Source organism: Mahella sp. (assembly GCF_020054945.1).
In the GTDB taxonomy this organism is placed as follows: domain Bacteria; phylum Bacillota; class Clostridia; order Mahellales; family Mahellaceae; genus Mahella.
Genome location: NZ_JAIHAU010000024.1, coordinates 23,993 through 40,590, shown reverse-complemented (window position 1 = coordinate 40,590; position 16,598 = coordinate 23,993). Strand labels below are relative to the sequence as shown.

Annotated in this window: 14 protein-coding genes; 7 read left to right on the top strand and 7 right to left on the bottom strand. The window is 42.1% G+C overall.

Features of this window, described 5'->3' with window-relative positions; genetic code table 11:
- Nucleotides 1-124 precede the first annotated feature (124 nt).
- Complete coding sequence (locus JG770_RS06370) at nucleotides 125-760, top strand: hypothetical protein (RefSeq protein WP_291956668.1); 636 nt, start codon at nucleotides 125-127, stop codon at nucleotides 758-760.
- Between the two features lie 122 nt (nucleotides 761-882).
- Nucleotides 883-1,731, top strand: a complete 849-nt coding sequence (locus JG770_RS06365) for an HIRAN domain-containing protein (RefSeq protein ID WP_291956665.1) — start codon at nucleotides 883-885, stop codon at nucleotides 1,729-1,731.
- A gap of 32 nt (nucleotides 1,732-1,763) precedes the next feature.
- Here the strand turns inward: JG770_RS06365 and JG770_RS06360 are convergent, their stop codons facing one another.
- Nucleotides 1,764-2,162: a DUF2680 domain-containing protein gene (locus JG770_RS06360; protein WP_291956662.1), complete on the bottom strand. Its 399-nt coding sequence runs from the start codon at nucleotides 2,160-2,162 to the stop codon at nucleotides 1,764-1,766.
- 130 nt (nucleotides 2,163-2,292) lie between these two features.
- Here JG770_RS06360 and JG770_RS06355 point away from each other — a divergent pair, with 130 nt between their 5' ends.
- Genes JG770_RS06355 through JG770_RS06345 form a run of 3 tightly spaced genes read left to right on the top strand, consistent with a single transcriptional unit; the run spans nucleotide 2,293 to nucleotide 5,532 of the window.
- Nucleotides 2,293-2,976 (top strand): response regulator transcription factor, encoded by a 684-nt coding sequence (locus JG770_RS06355; RefSeq protein WP_291956660.1) that lies wholly within the window; start codon nucleotides 2,293-2,295, stop codon nucleotides 2,974-2,976.
- Nucleotides 2,963-4,378 carry a HAMP domain-containing sensor histidine kinase gene (locus JG770_RS06350; protein ID WP_291956658.1) on the top strand — a complete coding sequence of 472 codons (1,416 nt, stop codon included), beginning with the start codon at nucleotides 2,963-2,965 and terminating at the stop codon, nucleotides 4,376-4,378. The genes JG770_RS06355 and JG770_RS06350 overlap by 14 nt, the downstream gene beginning before the upstream one ends.
- Complete coding sequence (locus JG770_RS06345) at nucleotides 4,378-5,532, top strand: metallophosphoesterase (protein WP_291956656.1); 1,155 nt, start codon at nucleotides 4,378-4,380, stop codon at nucleotides 5,530-5,532. Before JG770_RS06350 ends, JG770_RS06345 begins: the two co-directional genes overlap by 1 nt.
- A gap of 104 nt (nucleotides 5,533-5,636) precedes the next feature.
- On the opposite strand, the gene JG770_RS06340 is transcribed toward JG770_RS06345, so the two are convergent.
- The 5 genes from JG770_RS06340 to JG770_RS06320 form a co-directional block, all read right to left on the bottom strand.
- Entirely contained in the window at nucleotides 5,637-7,010 is a 1,374-nt protein-coding gene (locus tag JG770_RS06340; protein ID WP_291956654.1) for an FAD-dependent oxidoreductase, read from the bottom strand.
- Between the two features lie 49 nt (nucleotides 7,011-7,059).
- Nucleotides 7,060-9,615, bottom strand: a complete 2,556-nt coding sequence (locus tag JG770_RS06335) for a hypothetical protein (protein ID WP_291956652.1) — start codon at nucleotides 9,613-9,615, stop codon at nucleotides 7,060-7,062.
- 72 nt (nucleotides 9,616-9,687) lie between these two features.
- Nucleotides 9,688-10,530: a carbohydrate ABC transporter permease gene (locus tag JG770_RS06330; protein WP_291956650.1), complete on the bottom strand. Its 843-nt coding sequence runs from the start codon at nucleotides 10,528-10,530 to the stop codon at nucleotides 9,688-9,690.
- A gap of 27 nt (nucleotides 10,531-10,557) precedes the next feature.
- Nucleotides 10,558-11,484 (bottom strand): sugar ABC transporter permease, encoded by a 927-nt coding sequence (locus tag JG770_RS06325; RefSeq protein WP_291956648.1) that lies wholly within the window; start codon nucleotides 11,482-11,484, stop codon nucleotides 10,558-10,560.
- Nucleotides 11,485-11,597: 113 nt separating this feature from the next.
- Nucleotides 11,598-12,998: an extracellular solute-binding protein gene (locus JG770_RS06320; RefSeq protein WP_291956646.1), complete on the bottom strand. Its 1,401-nt coding sequence runs from the start codon at nucleotides 12,996-12,998 to the stop codon at nucleotides 11,598-11,600.
- A gap of 571 nt (nucleotides 12,999-13,569) precedes the next feature.
- Here JG770_RS06320 and JG770_RS06315 point away from each other — a divergent pair.
- Nucleotides 13,570-13,728, top strand: coding sequence for a hypothetical protein (locus JG770_RS06315; protein WP_291956644.1), 159 nt, complete (start codon nucleotides 13,570-13,572; stop codon nucleotides 13,726-13,728).
- 80 nt (nucleotides 13,729-13,808) lie between these two features.
- Here the strand turns inward: JG770_RS06315 and ilvB are convergent, their stop codons facing one another.
- Nucleotides 13,809-15,479: a biosynthetic-type acetolactate synthase large subunit gene (gene ilvB / locus JG770_RS06310; RefSeq protein ID WP_291956642.1), complete on the bottom strand. Its 1,671-nt coding sequence runs from the start codon at nucleotides 15,477-15,479 to the stop codon at nucleotides 13,809-13,811.
- A gap of 250 nt (nucleotides 15,480-15,729) precedes the next feature.
- Here ilvB and JG770_RS06305 point away from each other — a divergent pair, with 250 nt between their 5' ends.
- The gene (locus JG770_RS06305; RefSeq protein ID WP_291956640.1) at nucleotides 15,730-16,509 is read left to right on the top strand and encodes an IclR family transcriptional regulator; all 780 of its coding nucleotides are present in this window, start codon (nucleotides 15,730-15,732) and stop codon (nucleotides 16,507-16,509) included.
- Nucleotides 16,510-16,598: the final 89 nt, after the last annotated feature.

Sequence of the window (16,598 nt, the reverse complement as noted above, 5' to 3'; positions counted from 1 at the left end):
ACCACGCTAATTTTAGGCATGTGCATGGGGTAAAATATTTTCTCCTATACCTGCTAAAACGCTATTTATCCGCCTTTTCAAACAACGCAATTAGCTCTTATAGAAGATGTGTGATAAATTGAGTATGAAATACACCGACCGGCCCCTGATTGAAAATGAAAATGACAGTTTGCAGAAATTAGAGGAGGAATACCGCGACTTTTTTGAGATATTCTGCAGAATCGATTCTTTGATGGAATCACATGATACAGTTAATGTAGCCATTGACGGGAACAGTGGTGCTGGGAAAAGCACCCTGGCCTCTTTGATAAGCAGCGTATATGACTGTAACATATTTCATATGGATGATTTCTTCCTAACTCCTGAACTTAAGACAGAAGAGCGTTTAAAAGAAGTGGGTGGAAATGTAGATTATGTTCGATTTAAGCAGGAAGTAATTAACGGATTACATAGCAAACGTGAATTTCAATATAACATATACGACTGCAAACAAAAGGCTTTTAGGCAGTCAGTATCAGTAATTCCGAAAAAACTTAATATTATCGAGGGTTCTTACAGTATGCACCCAACTTTAATAAACAATTATGATCTGAAGATCTTTTTGTATATTGATGAAAAAGAGCAAAGTCTCCGAATCCTAAAAAGAAATGGGGCTTCTATGCTAAAAAGATTTCTTTATGAATGGATACCATTGGAGAATCGGTATTTTAAGGAATTAAATATTCGGGAACAAAGCGACTTAATTTTTAACATGAGCTAAGAGCATATATGAAACATGAAATTAATATGATGTTATCATATTTCTGGATTTTATATGATATGCAACCGTTATAATATCGCCGCGTGCTAATATATAAGTATGAAAGAAACGGAGGCATTATCATGAACAACGATTACAAGCTATGGTTGGGCGGTTCAGACATGTTGAACGACAGCGCCACCGCATGGACAGCGGTATTGCGACCTATAAGCGACGAGGGATTTGAGGTCATTGATCTGGAAGAGAGGCAAAAAGACGGCATAATCGACATGGCATATTATAAAAAGCTGCTGCGCGACGAGGTGGGGCAAGCAGAGGAAAGTATATACAACCCGCCGGCCAAAGGCTTTTATATTCTGGAATATATAGGCCATGCAAACAGCAGCGATAAACACGTCTTGTGGAAACAGCGCGTACACGGTATAGGCACTGCTTTCCCGTATATATGGTGCGGTGCTGTATGGCTGGCTCTGGATATCATCGACGGCGATAGCCTTTCGCTATCGGAAAGCCACTTATTGCAGAGGGTATTGACCGATGACATGCGCTTGAATCTGCTCGCCGAGGCCGACTATGGCAATTGGCATAAGAACAGGAACCTGCCATTTTTGACCGCTGATTTTTTGGATTTGCCTGAACAAGATCCTAAGCGCATCTATGGCACGCCGGGATGTGAATTCTATGTCCATCCCGCCGGCATGAGTCACGACGGGCGTTTCAGTGCAATGAAATACCTTGACGTCGGTCAACCCGTCGTATTCGAGGCCGAGCCCAATAACATCCACGACCCCAATGCAGTGCATATATATACCGATTACGGCTCAGATATAGCATATATACCGCGCCAGATAGCATCGGCCATAGCCTTTCACATGCGCCATGGCGTAAGTTATACCGGTATCATAGCAGCCATATTACCGGGAGAACAAAAACCCGATGATGCTATCGCCATTAAGATGGCAGTAAAATAGCCGGGTAAATGCCCGGCTATTTTATCATTATGTTATTGTACTGTACCCGCATTGTTGCCGAAACCAGCTCCAAAGCCGGCTCCGCGGCCTCTACCGCCCATCATTCCGTAGCCTGCTCCGCAACCTACAAAGCCATCAGCCGCTCGCTCTTTCATGCGCTCTGTCATAGCCTCGCTGTTGGCCTTAGCCTGTTCGGCCTGAGCTTCGGTTATAGCACCGTATTCAGCATATTTGTCAATAATCTCGTTGCGTATATCCTGCATCTGCTCATATAGCGAATCTATCTCCTGCTGTTGCTGTGGCGTAAGCTGAACATCAGCGCTCTGTGCAGGTTGCTGCACCGTCGGCTGATCATCAGCTGCCAAAGCAGTGGTGGCCGCTACTATGAGCACTGCTATTACGGCTACTATCATAAATACTTTTTTGTTCATCGCTTTTCACCTCCCGTTTCTGTTTTCAATTATATATTAACGCATGGACATGAAGAAAGTTTTATGGAACTGTGAAGAAAGCGTAAAATATGCTATAATAGTGTACGATCAAACTAGTGAGGAGTCTGATATGGCTGGTTTCAGAATAATGGTGGTAGAGGATGAAGAAAGGATGCGGCAATTATTGTACCTTTATATGCAAAACGAAGGATTTGAGGTGCTAGAGGCTTCTGATGGACAGCAAGCCCTCGAGCTCTTTGAGCAGTATCCGACAGACCTTGTGATACTCGATGTGATGCTACCTCATGTAGACGGATGGACGGTATGCCGTCAGATAAGGCAAGCCTCTCAAGTACCTATTATAATGCTCACCGCCCGCGGCGAAGAAAACGATAAACTTTTCGGCTTCGATCTGGGCGTGGACGATTATGTAGTAAAGCCGTTCAGCCCAAAAGAACTGGTGGCCCGTGTAAAAGCTTTGCTGAAACGCAGCCACGGTAACACGAACGCGCAGGATCATGTGATCAGGTATGGAAATTTATCAATAGAGCCATTGTCGCGTCGGGTAGCCATAAACGACCAAGATATCATTCTTACTCCGAAGGAATTCGATCTGCTCTTTTTCATGGCCTCCCATCCCGGACAGGTGTTTTCACGCGAACAACTGCTGCATCACGTATGGGGATATGATTTTTATGGCGATTCGCGTACGGTAGACGCGCATGTCAAAAACCTACGCGCCAAGTTAGGCGATTATGGCCGTTACATAGCTACTGTATGGGGGGTGGGATACAAATTCGATGATCCGGTTTAAAAACCTTTACATGCGGTTATGGATCTCTATATCACTGCTCATAATATTGATCTTTGCCGTATTCATGATATTCCAGTGGCAGCTAATGCAGGGCTTTTATTTTGATCAGCAGGCTCAACAAATGGCCGCAAACGCCCAACAATTGGCGTCAATGATAAAATCTGCCCAAAGCTCCGCTGAAATCGAGCAACAGGTGAGCATGATCTCACGTTTTTTAAACGCCAGCATAACCATATTGAGCCGCGACGATCTTGTGCAAGGCCAATCTGGAGGAATGATGGGCATGATGAACGGGCGAGGGCATAATCCCACCATGCTGTCGCGCAGTGATTATTCACAATTATTATCCGGAAATACCGTCGTATACAAGAGCAATATGCCCATGCGCTATACCGAGAATATAGTGGCCGCCACGCCGATACTGATAGAACAGCAGATTGCAGGTGCGGTGGTTATGCATGTGCCGGCCGAAACCCTGCGCAGCACCGTATCGGTTATAAACATGCGCACGCTTTGGCTGGCTATAATACTCATGCTTATAGCCATGCTATTTGCGTTATGGCTTTCCAACTATATATCGCGTCCTCTCACCGCAATGAGAAACGTAACTTTAGATATAGCTGCCGGCCATTTCGACAAAAAAGTGAATATAAAAGGCGAGGATGAACTGGGGCAGTTAGCCTCGGCTATAAATTATATGTCGTCCGAGCTGGCTAAGTTGGATCAGATGCGCCGCGATCTCATCGCCAATGTATCGCACGAACTGCGTACACCGCTATCATTGATCCGCGGATATAGCGAGGCCTTAAAAGATGGTGTGGTCAAAGATCCGGAGCAACAAAAGCAGTATGTGGATATCATCCTCGATGAGGCTGCCAGGCTGCAAAAGCTGGTCAGCGATCTGCTGGATCTGTCGCAGTTGGAGTCAGGATCGCTGTCCATAAATCCCCATCCTTTCAGCATAAGTCAAAGTATAAATGATATCTGCTGGCGATTTGAAGCTGCAGCAGCTAAAAATCAGATAGAGCTGAAAGCTTCTGCCGATGATAATATAATCGTACTCGCCGATGAAGGCCGCATAGAGCAAGTACTCTATAATCTCATACAAAACGCTATAAACCATACTCCGCCACATGGCCGCATTATAGTATCGGCCGAAAAACGCGGCGACAAAGCCTTTATACAGGTAAGCGACACCGGTCGCGGCATATCGCCAGATGATCTGCCGCATATATTCGACAAGTTTTACACGGGAAAAAACAATAAAAAGGGTACCGGCTTGGGGTTGACCATTGCCCGTGGCATATTGGCCGCCCATGGCTCTGATATAACTGTAAAAAGCCAGCCGGACCAAGGCACTGCTTTTGCCTTCTATTTGCCCTTGTACCGGGAGGTGAACTGATGCAAATACCGTTTATGCAAATAGGCGACCTGCATATAGCCACGCCTTTTAAGAGCTTGCCTTCGTTCATAGCACGTCAGCGACGTCAGGATATTATAGATACACTGAAGGCTGTATTGAAAATGGCGGAAGATCAGCATATACCGTTGTTATTTATAACAGGCGATCTTTTTGAAAATGAGTATATCACCCGGCCGGTAATAGCCGATATAAGCCGCTCATTTGCCGGCGTCGCCGGGACGCGCATATTTATATCGCCGGGCAATCACGATTATGTGCACAGCAGGTCCTTTTACATAAATTGGCCATGGCCTCCCAACGTGCATATATTCACAACGCCATCTATCGAGCGCATAGACCTGCCCGACATGCCTATATCGGTATATGGATTCGGGTGGGATAGGCCCGAAATATACGATAATTGTATTGATGTTGGCCCGACAGATACATCGAGGATCAATGTAGCCGTCATACATGGCGACGCTTTGATGCAATCCTCATCATCGCCGTATTTACCCATCGCCATACAACAAATGATAGGATGGCACATGGATTACGTAGCCTTGGGACACATACACAGGCCGTATGCCTTCCATGCAAGCGGCCATATACAGCCTTTGGATGCCACCGGCTCTATTACGGATGTTTTAGCGGCCTATGCAGGCAGCATAGAGCCGCTGGACAGCAGCGAAACGGGATACCATGGCATTATATCCGGTCGCCTTGATAAAAACGCTGCTTGTATAGAGCTGATACCGATAGCCAAAAGGCGTTATATAAACGCGACAATATCATTGGACGGTGCCCAGACAAGCGAGGATGTGGCAAAACGCATACTGGACTCGGATAGCCCGCAAAACCGCTCTTTCAATCTATATACGCTCACCTTCACCGGCCGGTTGGATCCGCAGCTTAAACAGAGCATGGCTGATATAATAGACGATTTGAAGGAGCAATATTTCAGCATATCCGTGGTAGACCAGACCGTCCCCGATTACGACCTCGAGTATATAAAAGAACAGCACAGGGATGATATAATAGGCCGATTCATAGAATATATGGAAGATGCATTAAACACCGCCGCAGGCGATCAGCAGCAGGTACTACGCCATGCCTTATACATGGGGTTACAGGCGCTATTGCAGGACCCGTAATAAATGGGCTTTCACTATCAAACCATCGTCTGATGCCGAGCATATTAAAAAAACCGGCCTCAGTATCAGACCGGTTGTATTTCAAAAGAGAGATAAGAATATAGCTAACCGAGGAATACACCTTGATCAACAAGGGCTTCTCGCAAAAGTTGAACATCTAATTCGCGCGGATTAACATCGTATTTCGCACATAGCGCAGCAGCAGCTCCTACCGCCTCACCTTGCGCCATGCATGATACGGTATTGCGCGTAGACATATGCGCAGCCCAATCGCTAGTGATCATACGGCCAGCGACTAGCAAACCATCAATCTTTTTGGGCAATAAGGCACGGTATGGAATACCATAGTAACCTGCATTTTTAATCATGATCCTAGGCGCACAATCATGGAAACCATAAAGCATGACTTCATCATCGAAGCGGGCACAATTTATTATTTCATCGAGCGTCATATCGTGTTCGCACTCTACAACACGAGTATATCTAACGCCTACACCCACCGGTGTCCAGCTTACATATGCCTTCTCAAAACCTGGGATATACTGCTTGAGCATCCTCGACAATGTCATAACCTGTTTGCGCAACGCTATTTCAGCATTTGAAAGAGCTTCAGTATCCGTAGCATCCACCGCTCTCAGGTTTGCAGAATTTATGTACGAGCATTCATTTTCATGGTAGGTTATACAAAGAGGTCCCCACATCCCATCTTTATCCATAAATTCTTTGAAAACCGGTATCTTTTTGAGGTCAAAACCAAGCCGCACAACATTATCAGCTTTGATATCCTTATCGACGTTAACAATTTGAGTTATGAGGTTGTTTTCCTCTAAAAATGCAACTAAGCGCTTTATATCAACGTTGCACATCCCGAATGGCATACCCACTGATGTGGTTTCGTGTTTTTTGACACAGTTCGCACCTGCTTTAAATGCAACATCGGCATCACCAGTAGTATCAACAACAACATTAGTCAAAATAGCCTCACGTCCTGATTTGCCCTCTATGATCACCCCTTTTACTGAATTACCATCCATAATAACATCAGCTATCATCGTATAAGGCAAAATATGAACGCCGGCCTCTATCATCATATCAAGGATAACTTCTTTGAATATCTCACGATCAATCAATGTTATAACTGAATCATAATCCCCTCCTTGATCTTGCTCTAAATGGCCGTAAGAACCCCCATAAGCAACAAGGCGATCGATAATTTCGCTAGGAAGGCCACGTACAACTTGAATCTTCTCTGCTCCAGGAAACGCTTTATACAAATTGTAAAAACTATGAAGCGGCCCTGCCCCATTGATCATAGTACCTCCCAAAAAACCATAGCGCTCGACCAATATAGTGTTGGCTCCATTACGGGCGGCAGATAATGCAGCCACTACACCGGCAGTCCCACCACCTGCTACCAGAACATCGCACTCATAATTAACAGGAGTTTCTTTAATTTCTTTAATAAACTTTTTACTCATCAATAATCACCTTTCCTTTATATTTCATCAATTCGTCGCTGTTTTATAATCATTTCAAAATAGATATCACATGATATGGATATGGAAATTTCGGATGATAGATACCCGGGAACATCAAGCATGAACCATCTCTATTCTGCATTGTTACATAGATCATCAAATCCCATTCCGGTGTTAGATATTCGGTAGGGATCGTTGCACAGCATCCTTTGTCGGTAGGAGACATCTCAATGGCTCTAAATTCTCCTTCAAGTTGATTGGTATGGCGATAATGAAGTACAAATGGCTTTGGGGTTAAATCCGCAAGCGTAACCTCTACAGTAAGCGGCATATGCGCTTTATGGGTTTTAGGCCAATTTTCGCTCATTGTATACATACTAACATCAAGATCTTTAGGACTGTAACAATGGGTAAGTTCTTCATTTATCTCAATGTTATTGTCCTTTAAAAGGGCTAATAGTGTTTTTTCATCAGCCTCGATTTCGCATAATAGATCCTTCCATGTACCATGTCGTGTCTGCGAACCGCCAGTGGAAAACTCCAAATCATGATGATAAGCTCTTAGCCCTGATTCAGATAATAAAATCCAATGTTGCTTAGCTCGTCTGAGCAACAAAGTACAGTCCGATAAATAGGTTTTATCTTTCGTAATCTCAAAGCATTTAAGAGCAAAAGCAGCTAATATCTTATTGGCATGGTAGCGAGCGAGATCGCATAAAAGCAGTATATCTGTTCTCAAAGCCCGATATTCGGCATTTGTGCTGTTCTCATCAATAGCATCAGCTTGTTCTATTGAACGATACGTATCTTCAGCAAACTGTATAAGCCATCGTGCCGACTGCAGCGGGGAATACTTACCCCTGAGATTTCCCGAAAACAAATCTGCAGCATATTCATCAATCCCATAAAAAAGCCCATGATCGCTTGGTTCACTTGCTCCATAAGTAATATCACCATAAAAAAGGTTGTTTTCGGCGAATAATGCTCCGCCCGTGTTCATCTCGGTCCAATACGACAAGGAAGGATGTACTGGCATGTGTATTGTTGTAATAAACGGAACAATCTTACTAGCCGCGTGTAAACCACGTTCTATATAAGTAGCACTCTTTTCGCCAAAACGAGCGCGAAACGCACGCATCCAAACCTCCGGATTCGTATTAACAGAATAGCCCATTCGCCCATAAGCGATATACCACATCCAAAAGCGTTCATCTTCCCATTTGCCTGAACGGAGCGATGGATCAGCGAAGGTACTCCATATTTCTTTGTGTAATAATTCATGACCATACTTGAGCGCTAGCGGTGCATTAATCTCAAAGCCTATGGAGCCAGACAATGAGCAGCTCATGGAAAATCTACGCGCATAATCCGCATCGCCCCAAATGAACAAATTAGTTGAGCCGTAATTCCACAGCCGGAAAAATACATCATAATATTTAGGTTTCTTCAACATGTCAGCATAGGAATAACGGCGGCTATGATTTAAGTTTTCCAAACGCGCCAGCTCTTCGCTCCTCATTATAGAAATGTGATATGGAAGCGCGGCATGCTCACACCAATATTTGGTTGGAACCTCTACATGCAAACCCTTCGACAACGCGTAATTGATCATCGCATCAGTAAGCCCTTTAGCGCGCAAGCCGAGAATAATGGGCCGCTTATCCTCTCGAGTAACTTCCGCAACAGCATCAGTGCAATGATTCCAGAAATTTTCAGATGAAATCTGGGTACCTACACCGGATTCATGGTTAACACGAAATTGAACGATATCGATTTCTGGAACGTCATGGAGTAATGCGCGCAATCCTTGATGGCAATATTCGCTGAATTCTTCTTCACTATCAGGAAGCCCACTTACCAGCTGCCCCTGGACACTAGTCCATGAGCGCTGCTGCCAAGTTGCAAACACAAATTTAAGACCGTATTCATGGCAAAGTTGACCTACACGGCGCAATGCGCATAAGTTATCATCCCGTGCCTCCTCACTCAAACCACCTACAGTAATATATTCGTAGCCTTTTACAGGAACAAAAAAAGGATATGGAGGCGACATATAAGCCGTATCAAAACCTACGATAAGGCAAAAACGATTAAAACGCGCTTTAGCAAGGCGAGGCAAATAATAACGCCAGAACTCCTCGGATTTAAACCATTCATCATCCAAATGCCCCACAATATACCTATCTACACAACGAACCTTATTATCAGGACTTTCCACCAGATTCTCTGTGTTTACAATGGCCTCAAAACCATGGGCCTCGATTCGCTCAGCCATTTCAAGCAATGCGTACATCAGCCCAACATCATCGCTGCCAGCAATAACAAGGACCTTACCGCCCTGCGTATCGCACCACTGATAAACAACGCTTTCCGGTTTTAAACCATATTCTATGCCAGCATTTTCAAGTAAAATTTGAACATTGCGCTCGGCAATGGTGCCGGCAACAACAAACAGATCGTCGCTATTAATGCGCGATATCCAGTGATTTATCTCACTCACTTTTACATTGCAGCCCGAAAGTGCAGCCAAAAACTCTTTTTTGCCAAACTGCGCACATCCGCTAACGTTAACATAATGAATAAATATCTCGGATAATGTATGCATCTTTTACGCTCCTTGTGTTTAATTTTGGATAAATATCCATCCCATCTCATATTCACATTTAATAAAAACGCCTCACTCTTTCAAACCTGAGATTGCAATGCCCTGAACAAATTGTCTTTGAAAAGTGAGAAATATAATGAAGATGGGCACCAATGAACAAACCGAGGCTGCCATAACAGCGCCGTAACTCGTAGAAGATTCATCCTGAAAATACTTAAGTCCCAGCGGTATAGTAGCTAGATCTACATCCCTAAGGTAAACCAACGCCGGTTCATATTCGTTCCACATAGACACAAACTGAAATATAATCAGCGCACTCAAAGCAGCGGTTGATAATGGGAGAACAATACGCGTAAAAATAATAAAATGATTTGCCCCATCCATTCTGGCCGATTCCGTCAATTCTTCAGGAATACTTTCAAAAAATTGCTTGAGCATGAATGTACCGAACGCAGTAAACATGCCAGGTAGAATCAGTGCCCAATGAGTATTATAAATGCCCATCGTCTTAAATAAAACAAAACGCGGAATCAACATCATCTGGCTAGGAAACATCAACGTAGAAACATATATAAGGAAGGCTAGATCACGTCCTTTAAATTTAATCTTTGCAAAAGCATAACCTGCCAAAGCACTGGTACAGACCTCACCGATAACTGCAAGAACCGTTACTTTTACCGAATTCATAAAAAAAGTCGGGAAAGGAATATCTGAAGCCCATACTTTAATGTAATTCTCCCATGTAAATGTCTTCGGTATCCATTCAATCGGAAAGTTAAATACTTCACTATCTGGTTTAAAAGAAGCAGAAAGCATCCAAGCAAACGGCAAAACCATTAAAATTGCTAATACAGCCATAAAAACAGTTAATACAATCTTTATTAACTTCTTTTTGTTAGCATATCCCATCAACATACCCCATTCCTCTCAATCTATCCAGTTTTAATCTCCTTTGTTAGCGAACCTCATTCTTGCTGCAGCAAAAACGAAAACCATCAAAAATAAAACCCAAGCCATGCTGCTAGCATATCCAATGTTATTATATTGGAAAGCAGTTGTGTATATATAATATACAATGACTGATGAGGACGTGCCAGGTCCGCCTTCAGTCATGATCTGTACAGGTGTAAACACTTGAAAAGAACGAATAATAGAAATTATGGTAAGGAAGAATAATGTATTCGATAGTGACGGAATAGTTATCTTGAAAAATTTCCACATAGCATTGGCGCCATCCATCTCAGCCGCCTCATAAAGAGATTCTGGAATACCCTGAAGCCCAGCAAGTATAATTATAGTATTGTATCCGAGCACTTGCCATATACCCACTATTGCGATTGATAAAAGAGAAGTACTTGAAGCATTAAGCCATCTGGGTGGATTAGCAATACCAATTGTTTGTAAGAACTCATTAATAGGCCCATAAGAAGGCAAAAATAAAAACATCCATACAAGCGATACAGCCACCATTGATGATATGTTCGGTAAATAAAATACAAGGCGGAGAATACTCTTGAAATATACCTTATCATTTAATATAACACCGAAAATCAGTGCTATAAAAATCGCTATTGGAACTGTTGCAATTGCGTAAAAAATGGTATTTCGCAGAGAAACTAAAAATACTTCATCACTAAAAAGTTGCCCGTAATTCTCTAAACCAACAAATCTTATTCCTTCCCAGCCGGAAACAAAATTCCATTCACAAAAGCTTAAAACAAGTGCTATTATAAGTGGGATTAATTTAAATAATATATACCCAGCCAAATTTAGTGAAAGAAAAGCCCAGCCGATTAGATTCTCATGTTTAGAAAGAGCACCATGCCCTTGCTGTTTTTTTACAGCGGAAACCGTAGTTGAGGTTGACATATTAATCTCTTCCTTCCCTCTAAATTTCTTAAATATTCTCTAGGGATAGCGATTGATTATCGATTACCATCCCTAGAGAAAAAGTACCATATCCTAATCTTATATAAGGTATATTACTTTTTCAAATCTTTAGCAATAGCAGCATCACCTTGAGATTTCAAATCTTTTACGCAATCATCGACAGACATCTCACCATTGAAAACCTTTGAAATGTCTGCCTTTATCAATTCATTGATTACAGCTTGCCCTTGAATCACAGAGTTATCTTCGCACACTAAGTCTCTGGGTAACGCCATAACTTGCATAGCCATATCCTTGTCAAGGCCAGGATGATCAAAGATAATATCTTCAAAAGCACGCCTTTCCTCTGCAGTCTCAAAATCATAACCGGGATGCATGGCTTTAGGACCCGCAAAAAGATCGGCGCGATCAAAGCAAATATATTTGAGCAGTGTCCATGCTGCTTCTTTGTTTTTAACATTCGCAGGAATGCTAGCAGTAGAAGTATAGAATGTAGTTATTGGCTTACTGCTTCCAGCTGGCAAAGGCATATTGGTCATTCCAATGTCAGTACCTTCCGGTATCTTACCATAACTCTCGTTCAAGTAAAGAGAACCATATACAGGCACGAGCAACATCGCATATTTGCCCTGATATAAACCGTTCATGCCGGTTGTATCATTGTCATACTTTAAGGCCTTGTATTCATCCAGCGGCACACAGGTTTTATCCACCATCGCCATATCATACCAGAATTGAAGGCTCTCTTTTACAGCAGGATCATCAAAACGCGTGGCAGTGAAATCTTCATTATAGTACCAGAAATTCCCAAGCTTTTGCATAGCAATTTCTCGCCAATATTCGTTGGCAAAATCCGCCATTACACCATAAACTTTATTTGCGCCTTCACCATGAGTTAATTTTTTTGCGGTTTCTCTAAAATCATCCCATGTCCAATTAGGATCCGGATATGGTACACCTGCTGCATCAAACATTTTCTTGTTAAAATACACTACTTGAATATTTCTACAATACGGCACCGCATAATATTTACCGTCGAAGTTATAAACTTCTTCAGCCGCTGGGCCAAGTAATTCAGCATAGCTTTTGCCCCAAGCATCAAAAAATTCATTGAGCGCTAAATATTGTCCACTATCAGCCCGAACTCTTGTATCAAAAGCACCTGATTGCGTCATTACATCGATCGGCTCACCCGAAGCTAAAGCGGTGTTGATAGTTAAAGTTTCCGCATCCGCTAGTTTTTCGTAAACAAGCTCATACTTCCCTGCAAAATCCTTATTAAATTGTTCGATAAGAGGTTTCACATTATCTGGATTGGTCCATGCCCAAAAATGTACTTTATAAGGTTCAGATGTAGAAGATGTTCCCGTTGATGAATTATTAGTGGTACCATTTGAAGAACTGGTAGATGGGGAAGATTCCTGTGAACATCCTCCTAAAACACTTATAATCAGTAAAATCACCAAAAATAAAGCTACTATATTTCGTTTCATCTTTATCCTCCTTTTTATTTTACGCGTACTTCCGAAAACTCCGAAAACGCTTAAAATCCATGTTAAAGGCCAAACTGTTTATGTCTTACCTCTAACGTTCACCACATATATCCATTTTCATCCCTCAATTAATTATTCCCTACAACTAATTTCTGTATATTGTCCATATACTTTGTTTAAAAATCTTGCATTAACCTAGAATTTTATTGATATAGATTACCGGTTTCTAGGTATCCTCACGTGAATTCATGCATAGCTTTCACCCCCCCAAAGTATCCATTAAAGAATCAAGAATTACGCAATTTAATAATAATGCCGTGAATCCAATATTTAAGCTGGCTAAGTTGTAAATGAAGGTTGTTCTACAACGGCAGCGCTATAAACAAGGCCTTATTCTTTATACGAACATTCGCATAACAGACTGAGGTATTTTTTAAGAGTATAAAGGCAATATCTAGGATTTGAGAAATACCATATGCGAGATTATATAAAGCTGCAAGGACATTTAATCCTAGCGTTCATTCCCTATATGTTTGTCGAATATATGAGGATAACTCAAGGGTATGAAAGCATGAGAGCTGCTGTAAATTACCTCAAATCGGCCTCCACAATAGAAACCGGGGATAAGGTATTTACAGTATATACTTTCCTCAGCAAAGGCGAGTTTATACAAAAAGTTATAAACGAAGATAGCGTTAGAACAATCATCTTTAAAAACTTCGCAGCTTAAAATATTAAATTCTCAATGTTCAGCGGACTTTTGCGTAAGTCCTGTAAACTATATTACTGACGTCAAATTATGTTGTGAGGTCATTCATATTCCTTTACATTTTCTATGCTGGAGCCCATGGAACAATCGGTCTGCCTCTCCACTATTACGTCTATCACATATGGACAATTGGCGTCTTTTGCCCGTTGTAATGCCGACTTTATATCTTCTGGTTTAAATATTCTTTCCCCTTTAGCGCCAAATCCTTCTGCAACCTTAACAAAATCAGTATATGTCCCGTCGTTGTACCATAAATCTACGGCATGCTCAAAGCTATAACCATATTTCTGATTTTGCCTTATCAAGCTCAAATAACCATTGTTTACTATAATCACAGTTATAGGTATCTGATAATGACAAGCCATTGCTAGTTCTTCTATCATGAAAAGAATGCCGCCATCACCTACCACTGCAACAGCTTGGCTCTCCGGATTAGCTATTTTAGCGCCTATGGCAGCCGGCAATTCGTATCCTAATGTACCAGCCCCGCCTGATGGTATATATCTTCTCGGTTTTCTCGCCCTTTGAAATTGCCCCGACCATATTTGTACAAGACCACATCCTGCGGTAAATATCGTATCATCGTCATAGAATTCGTTTATCTCATGAAAAACACGCTGGGGTTTTATAGGGATATTATCGAAATATGTCTTGCGCGTATATTGTTTTTTCCATTCCGGCAGAACTTCTATACGGTAATCGGGTTGCCGTTCTACATGCCTTGCTGCTAACCTGTCCAGTATGGCCTCTATTGCTAGTTTAGCATCAGATACTATCCCCAAATCCGGTACAAATATTTTGCCTATCTGGGTTGGTTCTATATCTATATGTATAAATTTTTTTCCCTTCGTATATACACCTATATCCCCCGTATGCCTATCAGTGAAACGACAACCTATACCTAACACGAGATCTGCTTCCGATAGAATCTTGTTTCCAAGAGGCCCACCTACTTGTATGCCTGCATGGCCTACATAAAGCGGATGATCATAAGGTACCGCTCCTTTGGCCATATATGTTTCTATAATAGGTAAGGATAAAAATTCAGCTAACTGCCGCGCTTCATTGTTAGCTCCCGCTAGAATAACACCTCCACCCATCAGCATAACTGGTGATTTAGCTGCTAATATCATATCTATAGCCTGATCTATTTTTTGTATATCTGGCTTAGGGGTGTCTATAGTGGCCGGTATGTAATCATCTATATTAAAATCAATATCTGCCTGTTGAATATCTAACGGTAAATCTAAAAGAACCGGTCCTGGCCTCCCCTCTCGAGCCAATCTAAAGGCCTCTTTCATAATCTTGGGTACATCGTTTGGGACAGTTAAGCAATAAGCTGCTTTTACTATAGGCTTTGCTATAGATACTATATCAACGCATTGAAACGCCTCTTTGCCTAATTGGGATGTAGTATTCTGGCCTGTCAATGCTATTAGTGGCATGGAATCGATCTGAGCTGTATACAGGCCTGTTACAAAATTCGTAGCCGCTGGACCTGACGTTGCTATAGCCACGGCCATTTTGCCACTGGAACGGTAATAACCATCTGCCGCATGCACAGCACCTTCTTCATGTCGAGCATTATAATGCTTTATTTTAGAATCGCCTAGATATTTATATACCGGATTTATACTCGAACCTGGTATACCAAAAGCAACCTCTATACCTTCGCGCTCTAATATTCTGACTACAACTTCTGCTATCTTCAATTAAAAAGCCCCCTCGTTTCATTATGTGAAATTGTATTTCATATTCTACAATGATTATAGTTCATGCAAAATAAAATGTCAACACTTTTTTTGTTTTTTTATTATCATTCTATGATAATGTCACATTGGGAGTATTTTACTTCCCCCCACGCTTTTTGCCACGATTCATATCTTGTCATATTCATGATAATTTGATATACTAAAAGCGTATTTTGCGATACGAAATGCTATAAATTATATGGAGGTTTATATGGGCGATATCGCAATCAACATGAATAATTCTGTAGAGCGCGCTTTTAAAATAATCGAAGTGATGGCTAAAAGCGACGGGCCTTGCGAATTAAAGGCCATAGCCAAGCAAACCGAACTTCCTGCCAGCACGGCATACCGGTTTCTTCAATCGCTTATGAAACTGCAATACGTAAAGCAGGATGAAAACCAAAGATATTTTCTAACCTTCAAAGTCGTTGAATTGGCCAACCACGTTAGAAGGCAATCGAACCTTATAACCATAGGCCAACCACACTTGAAGGAACTAAGCTTGAAATGCGGAGAATCAGCTTTCATGGCTGTGGAAGAGAATATGACCGCTTTATACGTCTGTTCAATAGAAGGTCCGGCTTTGACAGTTAAAACCTTTCAGCGAATAGGACATCAGGCACCTCTTCACGGCACAGGTGTGGGCAAAATATTGCTCAGCGACATGACCGATGAAGAAATAAAGCGGTATGCGGAGACCACTGGTCTTAAGAAGTATACGGAAAAAACCATAACCTCGTTGAATGGCTTGTTGGCCGAAATCAACAAGATAAGGAAACAAGGTTATGCCATAGATGATGAAGAATGTGAGTTAGGGGCCAAATGCGTAGCCGCTCCGGTGAGGGATTACACTGGCAAGATAGTAGCAGCTATAAGTGCATCCGGTCCCACCGTAAGGATAACGGACGAAAAATGTGCTGAAATGATTAAGGCAACTATAGAAACCGCCAATCAAATATCGAAAAGCTTGGGCTATAACAATATTATGTAGGACAACCTAGCTTTGTCGCAAGCAGTAGGCAGGCGAAGGTAACTAGAGGTCAGTCATCAGAAGTCGGAGGTCGGATAAGAAAGACCGAA